The following is a 13066-nucleotide window of genomic DNA, read 5'->3' as shown; positions in this document are numbered from 1 at the left end:
GATGTCGGAACGGACCCGGGTCGTGGTCGTCGGCGGCACCTCGGGGATCGGGCGGCACTTCGCCCGGTCCTGCGCCGAACGCGGAGACGACGTGGTGATCACCGGCCGTTCGGCGGCCCGGACCAAGACCGTCGCGGACGAGATCGGCGGGCGGACCCGGGGACTCGCCCTCGATCTGGCCGAGCCGGAGCGGATCGCGGACGCGCTCGCCGACGTGCCACACGTCGACCGGCTCGTGGTCGCGGCGCTCGACCGCGACCACAACACCGTCCGCGCGTACCGGCCGGGCGACGCGGCGCGGCTTCTGACCGTCAAGCTGGTCGGCTACACGGCGGTCCTGCACGCCCTCGCCCCGCGGATGACCGACGAGAGCGCTGTCGTGCTGCTCGGCGGCCTGGCCAGCCACCGGCCGTACCCCGGCTCCACCACAGTCACCACCGCCAACGGCGGGATCAGCGCGCTGGTCCGGACCCTGGCGGTGGAACTCTCGCCGATCCGGGTCAACGCCCTGCACCCGAGCATCGTCTCCGACACGCCGTTCTGGAGCGACAAGCCCGCCGCGCGGGAGGCCGCCGCGACCCGCGCGCTCACCCGGCGGCCGGTCACCATGCGGGACTGCACCGAGGCGATCGACTTCCTGCTGACGAACCGCGCGATCAACGGGATCAACCTGAACATCGACGGCGGAGACGTGCTCATCTGACGCCTGCGGCGATCCGCCACGGCCCCCACCACCCGGTCGCGCCCTGCCCGTGCTCCCGCTGCTCGCGGGAGTACCGGGCCAGGTCGCGAGCGGAGAACAGCGCCATGCCGGCGTGGAATCCGGTCACCGGCACCGGAACCCGCGCCCAGTAGGCGAGCCGGCCGTCGACGTGGAACTCCACCTCCGACGTCGGCGCCCGGTAGGTGATGGCGTAGCCGTGCGCCCGGCCCGGCTCCGTCGGCACATCCAGGACTACCCGGTGGACGTAGTGCTCGTGCGGCTGGGTCACGCCGGGCAGCGCGAGGCGCTCGACAGTCGCGTACACGGTGTCGTTCGTCGCGGCGGCGTTGAACACGACGCCGGTCTCCAGGTCGAACAGGGCCACCGTGCCGAACGCGTCCAGCAGGTCGTGCGGGATCTGCCGGTACGTCCGCACGCCCATCTCCACCTCGACGGTCAGCGTGCCCTCCGCCGGCACGGCGAAGCGTCGCACCGACCGGTACATCTGCTTGGCGTTGTTCTGCCGGGGATCGGTGTCGTGGAAGCGGGTGAACGGGTCGACGGTCAGCTCCAGCCGCCCGTCGCCGGTGCGGACGCGGGCGTTGCGGTCCTGGTACCTGTGGGTCTGCCCGTCCGCGCCGGTGATCGACATGACCGCCCAGCGGGCGGGGTCCAGCTCGCGGCCGGTGAAGTCGTCGTACGTCCACGCGCTGGTTCTCAGTGCCGACGTCATGCAGTCACCATCGGACGCCGGCCGGGCGCGGGCATCACCCGTTCACGCGGTTCGGCCGGGCCGGGCACGCCAATGCGCCGGCCACGCCCCGGAAATCCCGTGATTAAGCCATGCCGCAGCGTGAGCGGTCGCCGAGACTGACGCCGCACGCCATCTCCGCATCGTCTGCGACGTTCTCACCAGGGGGAGAGAGCAATGGACACGGCAGCTCCGGCACCGGACGGCGGTCGTTACCTCGCCGTCCATCACAGCGCAGAGTTCAGGGAACTACGGCGACGATCGAGCACGGTCACGCTCTGGGCCAGCGTCGCCTTCTTCGGGTGGTGGTTCCTCGGCAGCCTGCTCGCCACCTACGCTCCGGACTTCTTCCGAGAGAAGGTGGCCGGCCCGGTCAACGTGGGCCTGCTCTTCGTCTTCCTGTCGTTCACCTTCGTGGTGACGCTCGCCGCCTTCTACCTGCGCTACGCCCGCACGCGGCTCGACCCGCTCAGCGAGAAGATCCGCGCCGACCTGGAAGGAGCGTCCCGATGAGCGTCGTCCTCGCCGACCCGCCACCCCCGGTCGACAACACGTGGGCGACGCCCGCGATCGCCGTCCCGGTCACCGTCGTCCTCGCGCTCGCGGTGCTCTACCTGGTCCGCTCGGCGCGCGCCAGCACCACCACCGCGGACGGCTTCCTGCTGGCCGACCGGCGGATCGGGCCGGTGCAGAACGCGCTGGCGGTGGCCTCCGCGCCGCTGATGTACTCGACGATGTACATCATCACCGGCCACATCGCGCTCAGCGGCTACGACGCCATCCTGCTGATGACCGCCTTCACGATGGGCACCATGCTCGCGCTGTTCCTCTTCGCCGGGCCGGTGCGCAACGTCGGCGGCTACACGCTCGGCGACCTGCTCGCGGTGCGCGTCCGGGAACGGCCGGCGCGGATGGCCTCGGCGGTGCTCACACTGCTGACGTACGTCATGCTGACCGTGATCATGATGGCCGCCATCGCGTTCATCTTCAACCGCTGGTTCGGCGTCGACGCGCTCGTCGGCCTGGTCCTCCCGGTCTTCGTGGTCGGCCTGGTCACCGTCGGGTACGTGTACCTCGGCGGGATGCTCGGGGTCACCCGCATCCTGGTGTTCAAGCTGGTGCTGTCGGTGGTCGTGGTGGGCGTGCTGACCGCCTGGGTGCTGGCCCGCTTCGACCTGAACCTGTTCAGCCTGCTGGAGCGGGCCGAGGCCAACGCGGCGCCGGTGCCCAGCGGCAGCGACCTGCTCGGCCCGGGCCGGCTGTTCGGCGAGGGCGCGACCACGCTCGTGCACCTGTCGAAGCTGTTCGCCATCGCGGTCGGGGTGGCGGCGATCCCGTTCCTGTTCATGCGCAACTTCGCGGTGACCAGCGGGCGGGACGCGCGCCGGTCGACCGGGTGGGCGTCGATGATCATCGTCGGGTTCTACCTGTGCCTGTCCGTGGTCGGGCTGGGCGCGGTCGCGATCCTCGGCCGGGACAACATCGGCGTCATCAAGGCCCACCGCGACATCAGCTTCCCCAAGCTCGCCGACGAGCTGGGCGGGCCGGTGATGGTCGGCTCCCTCGCCGGCGTCGCGGTCCTGACGATCGTCGGGGTCTTCGCGCCGCTGCTGCACAGCGCGGTGACGACGGTGACGAAGGACCTGAACGTGCTGCGGGGCCGCCGGCTGGACCCGGCCGCCGAGCTGAAGGACATCAAGCGCAACACCCTGATCATCGGCGTCGGCTCCGTCCTGCTGGCGGTCGCGATGCTGCCGGTACGGACCCACATCTTCATCCCGACCTCGATCGACGTGGCCGGCGCGGTGGTCCTGCCGATCGTCGTCTACGCGCTGTTCTGGCGCCGATTCAACACCCGCGGCCTGCAGTGGACGGTCTACGGCGGCCTCGCGCTCACCGCGTTCCTGGTGCTGTTCTCCAACGGCGTCTCGGGCGAGCCGGACGCCATCTTCCCGGACCGCAACTTCAAGTTCGTGGACGTCGAGCCCGCGCTGATCACGGTGCCGGTCGGCTTCCTGCTCGGCTACCTCGGCTCGCTCACCAGCCGCGAGCGCGACGACGCCGCCTTCGCCGAGATGCAGGTCCGGTCCCTCACCGGCGCGGTGGCCACGGGACCGGCGCGGCCGGCCGCCGTCGACGACGAGGACCGCGACGGCCGCCAGGACCGGGCGCCCAGCCCGGTGAGCTGACCATCCGCCACGGTGTGGGGCGGCCCCCTCCGCCGTCCCACACCCCCTCGGGAGGCAACTGTGGATCCGGTACCGGTTCTGGTCGTGGGCGCGGGCCCGGTCGGCATGGTCACCGCGCTGGCGCTCGCCCGTCACGGCGTCGCCTGCGTCCTCGTCGACCAGGGCTTCGAGACGTCCGTCCATCCCAAGCTGGACTACGTCAACGCCCGCAGCATGGAGTTCTTCCGGCAGTTCGGCCTCGCCGACGACGTGCGTGCCGCCGGGGTCGCGCCCGAGCACCGGTCCGACGTGATCTGGTCGACCGGCCTCGCCGGTGAGCCGATCACCAGGTGGGGCCTGCCCTCGGTCACCGAGGAGTGGCGCCGCATCGCCGAGCACAACGACGGCACCCAGCCGGCCGAGCCGGGCCAGCGGATCTCCCAGATCGACCTGGAGCCGGTCCTGCGGGCGCGCTGCCGGCGGGAACCGCTCGTCGACCTGCGCCTCGGCGTACGGTTCGACTCGCTGACCCAGGACGACGCGGGGGTCACCAGCGTGCTGGCCGACGACACCGGCGGCGAGGTCCGGCTGCGGTCGCGGTACGTCGTCGGGTGCGACGGCGCGTCGAGCCGGGTCCGCCGGGCCGTGGGCATCGGCGAGGAGGGCTTCGACGTGCCCGGCCTGCCGGGCGCGTTCATGGTGCACTTCACCAGCCGGGACCTGGACAGCCTGCACCGGCACGGCCGGTTCTGGCACTACTTCGCGTTCCGGTACGTGATCATCGCGCAGGACGAGGTGGACACCTGGACCGCGCACGTCAACGGGATCGACCCGAACGAGTTCGACGAGCCGCCGGCCGACCCGGAGGCGTTCCTGCTCGACACGATCCGCACCGAGCTGCGGATCGACAAGGTGCTGCTCACCTCGCGCTGGCGTCCCGGCTTCATGCTCGCCGACCGGTACCGCGCCGGCCGGGTGCTCCTCGCCGGGGACTCGGCGCACCGGATGTTCCCCACCGGCGCGTACGGCATGAACACCGGCATCGGTGACGCCGTGGACGTGGCCTGGAAGCTCGCCGCGGTGCTCCGGGGCTTCGGCGGCCCCGCGCTGCTCGACAGCTACGACGCCGAACGCCGCCCGGTGGGGCGGCGCAACATGCACACCTCGCACCGGCACCTGGGCGTGCACCTGCGGGCGGGGGAACTGCTGCGCGACGGCGCCCCGCTGCCGTCCGTCGCGGCCTTCCTCGACGCCGAGCGGGGCGAGAACGAGTACCGGGGCATCGAGCTGGGCTACCGCTATGCCGGCTCGCCGGTGCTCCGGCCGGAGGGCCCGGCCGAACCCCCGGACGACCCGCGGGCGTACACCCCGACGACCTGGCCCGGCGCCCGCCCGCCCAGCCTCCTGCTCAGTGGCGGGCAGCAGATCTTCGACCGGTTCGACCCGGCCTCGTTCACCCTCGTGGACTTCACCGGCGACGGCGCCGCCGATCCGCTGCTGGCGGCGGCGGCCGCGCGGGGCCTGCCGGTCACCCACACCGTGGTGACCGACGCCCGGGCCCGCGAGCTGTGGGAACGCGACCTCGTCCTGCTGCGGCCGGACCACCACGTCGCCTGGCGGGGCAACACCGCGCCGCCGGACCCCGACGCCGTGGTCCAGCGCGTACGGGGTGGCGGATAGGCGCGACGTGCCGTCACCGGCGGCCGGGTCACGCGCACACGCGACCGGCGGTCCGGCTGACTCTCGACTGGAGGACAGATGCAGCAATCCGGTTCAACGGCGGAACGCAGCCCACTCGGGCCGTGGGAGGGCAAGCCGGCGGTCCAGCAACCGGACTGGCAGGACCACCCGGCGTACGCCCAGACCTGTGCGGCGTTGGCGGCGGCCCCGCCGCTGGTCCCGCCCGGGGAGGTACGGCGGCTCCGGCAGGCGTTGTCGGAGCTGGCGTCGGCCGGCGGGCTCCTGCTGCAGTTGGGCGACTGCGCCGAGAGCCTCTACGAGTGCACCCCCCGGCACACCTCGGACAAGATCGAGGTCATCGACCGGCTGGGGGACCGGCTCAGTGAGCTCACCGGGCGCAACGTGCTGCGGGTGGGCCGGATGGCCGGGCAGTTCGCCAAGCCCCGGTCGCAGGCGACGGAGTGGCACGACGCGCTGAGTATCCCCTCCTTCCGCGGCCACATGATCAATTCCGAGCTGGCCGCGCCCGGTACGCGCAAGGCCGACCCGCGCCGCATGTGGTGGGCGTACGAGGCGAGCGACCGGGTGCAGCGGGTGCTGCGCGCCCACCGGGAGGGGGCCGGGCGGGCCGCGCGGACCGAGGGACCCTGGTCGAGCCACGAGGCCCTCGTTGTCGACTACGAGTCCCGGCTGATCCGCCGGGACCCGGACACGGGTGAGCGCTACCTGGCGTCGACCCACCTGCCGTGGGTGGGGGAGCGGACCCGCCGCTCCGCCGAGGCGCACGTGGCCATGCTGTCCACTGTGGCGAACCCGGTCGGCTGCAAGATCGGGCCGGACGCCGACCCGGAGGAGGTCCTGCGGGTGTGCGAGGCGCTCGACCCGCGGCGCGAGCCCGGCCGTCTCGTCCTGATCCCGCGGATGGGCCGGGACCGGATCCGGGAGGCCCTGCCGCCGATCGTCCGCGCGGTGGTGAACGCGGGCCACCCGGTGCTCTGGCTGAGCGACCCCATGCACGGCAACACCGTCAAGGCCTCGGTCGGCCTGAAGACGCGGCACCTCTCCGACGTGGTCACCGAGGCGCTGCGGTTCCGCGACATCCTCGACCGGCAGCGGCAGCACGCCGCCGGGCTGCACGTCGAGGTCGCCGCCGCCGACGTGACCGAGTGCGTCGGCGGGTCCGTGGCCGGCGAGGACGACCTGGCGCGTCACTACACCTCGCTGTGCGACCCCCGGCTCAACCCGGGGCAGGCCACCGAGTTGATCGAAGCGTGGGCCAAGGACACCGCGACGGTCGGCCCGGCGCCGAGGCGGCCCTGAGGTGCCGACCGTTTTCGAACTGCGGGAAAATTGACAGACGGAGACCTGCCGGAGCAAATTCGGCCAGGCTAGCCGCGCCGCAGTTCGTCGTCCACTACCTGCGTGGGTAGTGTCTACTACCCGTGCCGGGACCGTCAGTGGTGTTGCCCAGCAGGAATCCCATCGCAATGATGTGTGGGAAGGTGTAATCCTTCGATCGGTGACGCGCGCACCTCATCTTATCCGCACGGAATCCTGTCTCGGCTGAAGCGAGTGTTTCCAATGTGGGGCAACTCAAACACGCTGGAAGTGAAGGGCAACGACGAGAGATTTCCCCTGCCGGACGCAGCTACGGAGGATCGGTCTGTGCTTGGCGAGACGGTTCCGGTTTCCGCGCTGCTGCCCGGCGACTCCCCGCGACTGGCGGGAGAGAACGTCGAGCACATCCGGCTGCTGGCCGCGATGCACGACCTCCCCCCGATCCTCGTGCAGCGCGGCACGATGCGGGTGATCGACGGCATGCACCGGCTGCGGGCCGCCAAGCTGCGCGGCGACGAGACCGTACGGGTGACGTTCTTCGACGGCGACGACGCCGCGGCGTTCCTGCTCTCGGTCGACGCCAACATCAAACACGGGCTGCCGCTGTCCCGCGCCGACCGGGAGGCCGCCGCCACCCGCATCCTGCGGTTGTATCCGCAGTGGTCGGACCGCGCCGTCGCCGCCGCCGCCGGGCTGTCCCCGACCACTGCGAGCGGCATCCGGCGCCGCCTGCTGCAACCGGCGGCGCGGGAGGGCAGCCGGGTGGGACGGGACGGCCGGGTCCGCCCGCTGGACGGCTCGGCGGGCCGCCGTCGGGCCAGCGCGGTCATCGCGCTCCGGCCGGACGCGCCCCTGCGTGCCATCGCGAAGGAGGCCGGGGTGTCGGTGGGCACGGCGCGGGACGTGCGCGCCCGGCTGCAGGCGGGCCGGGACCCGGTCCTGACCCCGCAGCGGCCGGCGGCCGAGCCCGAGCCGGCCGCCGACGACGGGTCGGAGGCGCGCAGGCGCCGGCCGGGCCAGGCCCCGGCGCCGCCCGTCGACTGGCCGGCGGTACGCGGCAACCTGATCCGCGACCCCGCGGTGAAGTACGCCGAGGTGGGCCGGGCCTTCGTCCGGTGGGCCGACGGGCACGTGGTCGACCCGGCCGCCTGGCGCGAGTTCGTCGACGCCGTGCCGCCGTACTGGCGCACATCGGTGGCCGAGCTGGCCCGCTCGTGCGCCGCCGCCTGGCTGGCGTTCGCCCAGGAACTGGAGGACCGGGCGTGAAAACGGCGGTCCGCATATTTGCGGCGGTTGTCGACAGCGCGTCGAATTCCGTTGCCGTCGCCACTACCCGATCGAGTAGTGGACCGGCGTGAATAACGCGCGTTAATGTTCCTTCGATCCGCTGCCCTCATTTTCGGTGAGCACATTTGTGCGGCGGTCCAATGGAGAGGAGAATTCCCGGTGAAGATTCTGAGGCGGCCGCGGAAACGGCATCTCGGGGGTGCCGCGGCCGTCGCCGCGGCGATCGCCCTGGTGGTGTCGCTGACAAACGGTGTGTCGGCGGCCCCGCAGGCAGCGACCTTCGACCTCGACCACGGGAACGCCCTGACCGACGTCATCTACCCGGCCCTCAACACCGAGCCGCGGGTCGAGTACAGCGGCCGGCCCGGGTCCTGGGCCGCGGACCGGGCCATGCTCATCGAACTGCCGTGGTTCGACGCCCTGGCGGCGTACCACCCCACCGCGGTCGGCATCTTCTCCACCATCGGCCGCCGTCCCGCCGAGGAGCACACGACGCGCAACAAGAACATCGCCGTCATCTACTCGGCCTACACCTCGCTCAGCAAGCTCTACCCGCAGCACGAGGCGACCTGGCAGCGGATGATGGCCACCGCGGGCCTGGACCCGGCGGTCACCGCGGAGGACCGCACCACCGCCAGCGGCATCGGCATCCTCGCCGCGAAGAACGCGATGGCGGCGCGCCGCAACGACGGTACGAACCGGGACGGCGACGCGGGCGGCCGCCGCTACAACCGCGAGCCGTACGCCGACCACACCGGCTACCGGCCGGTCAACAGCCCGTACGAGCTGCGCTTCCCGTCGCGCTGGCAGCCGAACACCATCTCCAAGCGCGAGGTCGTCAACACGCAGGAGTTCGCGACGCCCCAGTTCGGCCGGGTCAAGCCGATCACCTTCGACCGGCCCGAGCAGTTCCGGCTCACCCCGCCGGCGAACCACCACCTGCTGAACCCGAAGGGCTACCGCAAGCAGGCCGACGAGGTGCTGCGCGCCTCGGCCGGCCTGGACGACCGCAAGAAGATGAGCGCGGAGATCTTCAGCGACAACATCACGCCGTACGGCGCCATCGCGCACACGCTGCTGCGGGGCCGGTACAACACCGAGGACTCGGTCCGGTTCATCGTGATGACGGACGTCGCCGGGTTCGACGTGGCGATCGCCTCCTGGTACTACATGCGCAAGTACGACTCGGTGCAGCCGTTCAGCGCGATCCGCCACCTGTATCCGAACAAGAAGCTGACCGCGTGGGGCGGCCCGGGCCGGGGCACCGTCAACGACATCACCGGCACCCAATGGCGCAGCTACCTCAGCTCGGTCGCCATCGCCGCTCCGGAGTACCCGTCGGTAAACGCGGCGGTCTGTGTCGCCTACGCCCAGGTCGCTCGCCGGTTCACCGGCACCGACAAGCTGACCGTGGTGATCCCGGTGCGCAAGGGCTCCTCGATCGTGGAGCCGGGCGTGACCCCGGCCGCCGACATGATGCTGACCTGGAACAGCTACTCGGAGTGGGCCGCCGAGTGCGGGCAGAGCCGGGTCTGGGGCGGCGAGAACTTCCCCGCCTCGGTCGCGGCCGTCGACCAGTACGCGCCGCAGCTCGGTGACCGTGCCTTCGACTTCGTCCAGCGCAAGCTGAACGGGCGCTGATCCCCGCTGTACCGGTCCGCGCTGCCGGCCATGCCCTCGGGCGTGGCCGGCAGCGCGCGTTCCGACCCCCTCACCACATGTCTTGCATAGCAAGGTATCTTGCGAGGCATGGACGGGGCACGTGAGCGGATCACCACGAACATCCGCAAGGGCGTGCTGGAGTACTGCGTGCTCGCGCTGCTCTCACGGCGCGACATGTACGGCCTGGAACTGGCCGACTGGCTCGCCGTGCGCGGCCTGACCGCCAGCGAGGGCAGCCTGTATCCGCTGCTCGCCCGCATGCGGCAGGCCGGCACCGTGCAGACCCGGTGGGTGGCCCCCGAGCAGGGGCACGCCCGGCGGTACTACGCGATCACCGACCAGGGGCGGGCGCACCTGCGGGTGTTCGCGACGGTGTGGCGGGAGATCCAGCCGCACGTGGACGAGTTGATGGGGGAGGAAGGATGAGCGACGACGGCCTCCCGGAGGCGGCGTGGGCCTACCTGCGGGCGCTGGACGCGGAGTTGTCGGACGTCCCGTCCGGCACGGCGGAGGAGATCGTCGCGGATGTCCGCGCGCACATCGCCGACGCCCTCGACAGCGGGCGGAGCGCCGACGAGGTCCTCGCCGGCCTGGGTGCCGCGCCGGACGTGGCCCGGCAGGCGCGGGAGGAGCTGGGGCTACCGGACCAGGACCGCCCGGAGCGGGTCGGCCGGACGCTGTCCCTGGTCGCGTCGGCGGTCGGCGTGCTGATCGCCGTGTGCGTGAGCTTCCTGCTGCCGTCCACAGTGCCGGTCGAGCCGATCCAGACCGACGCCGGCGAGCCGGGCGTCCTCGGCCGGCTCGGTCCGGGAATCGCGCTGCTCACGCTGCTGCCGGCGCTCGTCGCGGCCGCGCCGCTCGTGGCGCCCGCCCGGGTACGCGCCGGGTCGCGGCTCGCCGGCGCGATCGCGCTGACCATGTTCGCCTGCGCGGCCGGCGAGACGGGCCTGTACTACTTCCCGCTCGCGCTGGTGGCCTGGGCGGCGGCGCTCGTGCCGTGGGCCGTGCGGCGAGGCGCCGGGGGACGGTGGTGGCACGTCCTGGCCGGTGGGATCGTGGCGATGCCCGGCGTACTCGTGGCGGTCGCGTCGGCCGGCGGCTCGGTCGGTGTCGGCTGGGTGGGCGCGGCGCTGTGGATCGCCGGGCCGGTCGCGGCCGGTGCGCTGTGCGCCTACGGATTCCGGGCCGGGTACGCGGTGACCGCGCTGGCCGGCGCGCTGGTCATGATCCTCGCGATGGCCGAGCGCGGCTTCCTGTTCGCCGCCTTCTGGCTGTTCGGCGGGCTGTACCTGGCGCTCGGTGCCGCCGGGTACGCGGCGGCGCGGCCGGCCGACGGTGACCCCGCCACCGCGCGGGCGGCCGACGGTGACCCCACCTCACCGCCCGTCGACGGCGATCCCGCCGGGACGCCCGGCGCACCGGCCCGGCCGCGACCTGAGCCGGCCACGGAGGCGGACCCGGAGGCCGCGGCGCCGGCTGGCTAGGCCGGCACGGCCTGCGGGTCGGCGGCGGTGTCGTGCGCGGCCATCGCCTCCTGGCGTCCGGGCTCCTCGCGCAGGATCGCGGCGTGCAGCCAGGCGTCCGGGATGGCGAACCCGTCCACGAGCGTGCGCATGTACGGGCGCAGCTCCTTGAGCAGCCCGTTCACCACGCTGGTGATCGTCTTCGAGCGGGCCGGGGTGAGCCGGCCGTGCTCCAGCAGCCAGCCCTTGTTCGCCTCGATCACGGTGAGCGCGTACAGGTCGCAGACCCGGGACAGCAGCTCCTTGACCGCCGGGTCGGCGGTGGCGTCGATCCCGGCGACGAACGCCTCCAGCGTCACCCGGTCGATGTGCGCGGCGGCGACGGCGAGGACGTGGTCCTGGACGTCGTTGAAGATGTCGAAGGGCCGGTCCTTCTTGGTCGACGCGCCACCGCGCAGGCGGCGCACCGCGCTGTCGAGCAGGTGCTCCTCGCGGTCCTCGAAGAGCTTGAGCTGCCAGCCCCGGTCGGTGACCGCGACCTCGTCGTCGCGGCCCGGCACCGCGCTGACCAGACGTGCGATCAGCGCCCGGGCGGCGGTGCGCTCCAGCACCATCTCGCGTACCTGCTCGGCGACGAAGGAGGCGCGTCCCCAGCCGTCGAGCGAGCCGAACTCGTCCCGGTAACCGGTCAGCAACCCCTTGGCGACCAGTTGCAGCAGCACCGTGTTGTCGCCCTCGAACGTGGTGAAGACATCGGTGTCGGCCTTGAGGCTGGGCAGGCGGTTCTCCGACAGGTAGCCGGCGCCGCCACACGCCTCCCGGCACATCTGGATGGTGCGGGTGGCGTGCCAGGTCTGCGCCGCCTTCAGCCCGGCGGCCCGGGACTCCAGCTCCCGCTGCCGGTGTTCGTCGACCGGCCCGTCGCCGCCCTGGATCTCGTCCAGCGCCGCGACCAGCTCCGCCTGGGCGAAGGTCAGCGCGTACGTGGTGGCCAGCGCGGGCAGCAGCTTGCGCTGGTGCGCCAGGTAGTCGTTGAGCAGCACCTCGCGGTCGCCGTCGGCGTCGCTGAACTGCCGGCGGATGTCGCCGTAGCGCACCGCGATGGCCAGCGCCGCCTTGGTGGCCGCCGACGCCGCGCCGCCCACGCTCACCCGGCCCCGGACCAGGGTGCCCAGCATGGTGAAGAAGCGCCGGGAGTCGTTCTCGATCGGGCTGGAGTACGTGCCGTCCTCGGCGACCTGCGCGTACCGGTCCAGCAGCATGTCCCGCGGCACCCGCACGTGGTCGAAGCTGAGCCGCCCGTTGTCCACGCCGAGCAGGCCGGCCTTGGGTCCGGCGTCGCCGATGGTCACGCCGGGCATCGGCCGGCCGTGCTCGTCGCGGATCGGCACCAGCCAGGCGTGCACGCCGTGCCGGCGCCCGCCGGTGACGAGCTGGGCGAAGACCACAGCCATCCGCCCGTCCCGGGCCGCGTTGCCGATGTAGTCCTTGCGCGCCGCCTCGTGCGGCGTGTGCAGGTCGAAGGTCTGGGTCTGCGGGTCGTACACGCAGGTGGTGCGCAGTTGCTGCACGTCCGAGCCGTGGCCGGTCTCGGTCATCGCGAAGCAGCCGAAGAGCCGGCCCGCGACGATGTCGGGCAGGTAGGCGTCGTGGTGCCGCTTCGTGCCGAGCGCGGCGACCGCGCCGCCGAACAGGCCCCACTGGACGCCGGCCTTCACCATCAGTGACAGGTCCACCTGGGCCAGCATCTCGGTGGCGACGATCGAGGCGCCCACGTCGCCGCGGCCGCCGTACTCGACGGGGAAGCCCGAGGCGATGCCCAGTTCGACAGGGAGTTCGGACAGCAGCCGGGTGATGCGCTCGCGAGCCTGGTCACCGGTCTCGCCGTACACCGGGAGGAAGCGTTCGTCGAGGTGTTCGCGGTGCGCCCGGCGGACGTCGGCCCACCGGCCGTCAAGCGTTTCCCGCAGGCGTGCGATGTCGATGCGGCCGGCTGCGTGATCGAACATTGTCA

General features: G+C 72.4%; 11 protein-coding genes. 9 read left to right on the top strand and 2 right to left on the bottom strand.

Annotated elements, in window-relative coordinates; translation table 11 throughout:
* The first annotated feature begins 1 nt into the window (after nt 1).
* Entirely contained in the window at nt 2-703 is a 702-nt protein-coding gene (locus DQE82_RS15070; protein ID WP_113973002.1) for an SDR family NAD(P)-dependent oxidoreductase, read from the top strand.
* Here DQE82_RS15070 and DQE82_RS15065 read toward each other — a convergent pair.
* Nucleotides 696-1436 (bottom strand): DUF6081 family protein, encoded by a 741-nt coding sequence (locus DQE82_RS15065; RefSeq protein ID WP_113973001.1) that lies wholly within the window; start codon nt 1434-1436, stop codon nt 696-698. The two genes, DQE82_RS15070 and DQE82_RS15065, sit on opposite strands and share 8 nt — an antisense overlap.
* A gap of 195 nt (nt 1437-1631) precedes the next feature.
* Here DQE82_RS15065 and DQE82_RS15060 point away from each other — a divergent pair, with 195 nt between their 5' ends.
* The 8 genes from DQE82_RS15060 (at nt 1632) to DQE82_RS15025 (ending at nt 11073) form a co-directional block, all read left to right on the top strand.
* Nucleotides 1632-1967 (top strand): DUF485 domain-containing protein, encoded by a 336-nt coding sequence (locus DQE82_RS15060; protein ID WP_043323102.1) that lies wholly within the window; start codon nt 1632-1634, stop codon nt 1965-1967.
* Nucleotides 1964-3643 (top strand): cation acetate symporter, encoded by a 1680-nt coding sequence (locus DQE82_RS15055; protein ID WP_051610899.1) that lies wholly within the window; start codon nt 1964-1966, stop codon nt 3641-3643. The genes DQE82_RS15060 and DQE82_RS15055 overlap by 4 nt, the downstream gene beginning before the upstream one ends.
* Before the next feature lie 60 nt (nt 3644-3703).
* Nucleotides 3704-5302: an FAD-dependent monooxygenase gene (locus DQE82_RS15050; protein ID WP_199495996.1), complete on the top strand. Its 1599-nt coding sequence runs from the start codon at nt 3704-3706 to the stop codon at nt 5300-5302.
* A gap of 78 nt (nt 5303-5380) precedes the next feature.
* Nucleotides 5381-6622, top strand: a complete 1242-nt coding sequence (locus DQE82_RS15045; RefSeq protein ID WP_113973000.1) for a 3-deoxy-7-phosphoheptulonate synthase — start codon at nt 5381-5383, stop codon at nt 6620-6622.
* Between the two features lie 345 nt (nt 6623-6967).
* Nucleotides 6968-7906, top strand: coding sequence for a ParB N-terminal domain-containing protein (locus DQE82_RS15040; RefSeq protein ID WP_199495994.1), 939 nt, complete (start codon nt 6968-6970; stop codon nt 7904-7906).
* A 180-nt stretch (nt 7907-8086) separates the two neighbouring features.
* Nucleotides 8087-9568: a vanadium-dependent haloperoxidase gene (locus DQE82_RS15035; protein WP_199495992.1), complete on the top strand. Its 1482-nt coding sequence runs from the start codon at nt 8087-8089 to the stop codon at nt 9566-9568.
* A gap of 108 nt (nt 9569-9676) precedes the next feature.
* Nucleotides 9677-10015, top strand: a complete 339-nt coding sequence (locus tag DQE82_RS15030) for a PadR family transcriptional regulator (protein WP_043323114.1) — start codon at nt 9677-9679, stop codon at nt 10013-10015.
* The gene (locus DQE82_RS15025) at nt 10012-11073 is read left to right on the top strand and encodes a DUF1700 domain-containing protein (protein ID WP_199495991.1); all 1062 of its coding nucleotides are present in this window, start codon (nt 10012-10014) and stop codon (nt 11071-11073) included. Before DQE82_RS15030 ends, DQE82_RS15025 begins: the two co-directional genes overlap by 4 nt.
* Here DQE82_RS15025 and DQE82_RS15020 read toward each other — a convergent pair.
* On the bottom strand, nt 11070-13061 hold the full coding sequence (locus tag DQE82_RS15020; RefSeq protein WP_069088386.1) for an acyl-CoA dehydrogenase: 1992 nt from the start codon (nt 13059-13061) through the stop codon (nt 11070-11072). The two genes, DQE82_RS15025 and DQE82_RS15020, sit on opposite strands and share 4 nt — an antisense overlap.
* Nucleotides 13062-13066 lie beyond the last annotated feature (5 nt).

Source organism: Micromonospora sp. LHW51205 (assembly GCF_003315815.1).
Lineage (GTDB): Bacteria > Actinomycetota > Actinomycetes > Mycobacteriales > Micromonosporaceae > Micromonospora > Micromonospora chalcea.
Note: the sequence above shows the minus strand (reverse complement) of the source record. Positions and strands in the feature narration are given on the sequence as shown.

Bases quoted from the DNA above. Each gene is read 5' to 3' on its own strand.
- DQE82_RS15070 (WP_113973002.1), top strand. From the start codon at position 2: ATGTCGGAACGGACCCGGGTCGTGGTCGTCGGCGGCACCTCGGGGATC.
- DQE82_RS15030 (WP_043323114.1), top strand. From the start codon at position 9,677: ATGGACGGGGCACGTGAGCGGATCACCACGAACATCCGCAAGGGCGTG.
- DQE82_RS15065 (WP_113973001.1), bottom strand. From the start codon at position 1,436: ATGACGTCGGCACTGAGAACCAGCGCGTGGACGTACGACGACTTCACC.
- DQE82_RS15045 (WP_113973000.1), top strand. From the start codon at position 5,381: ATGCAGCAATCCGGTTCAACGGCGGAACGCAGCCCACTCGGGCCGTGG.
- DQE82_RS15025 (WP_199495991.1), top strand. From the start codon at position 10,012: ATGAGCGACGACGGCCTCCCGGAGGCGGCGTGGGCCTACCTGCGGGCG.
- DQE82_RS15060 (WP_043323102.1), top strand. From the start codon at position 1,632: ATGGACACGGCAGCTCCGGCACCGGACGGCGGTCGTTACCTCGCCGTC.
- DQE82_RS15020 (WP_069088386.1), bottom strand. From the start codon at position 13,061: ATGTTCGATCACGCAGCCGGCCGCATCGACATCGCACGCCTGCGGGAA.
- DQE82_RS15055 (WP_051610899.1), top strand. From the start codon at position 1,964: ATGAGCGTCGTCCTCGCCGACCCGCCACCCCCGGTCGACAACACGTGG.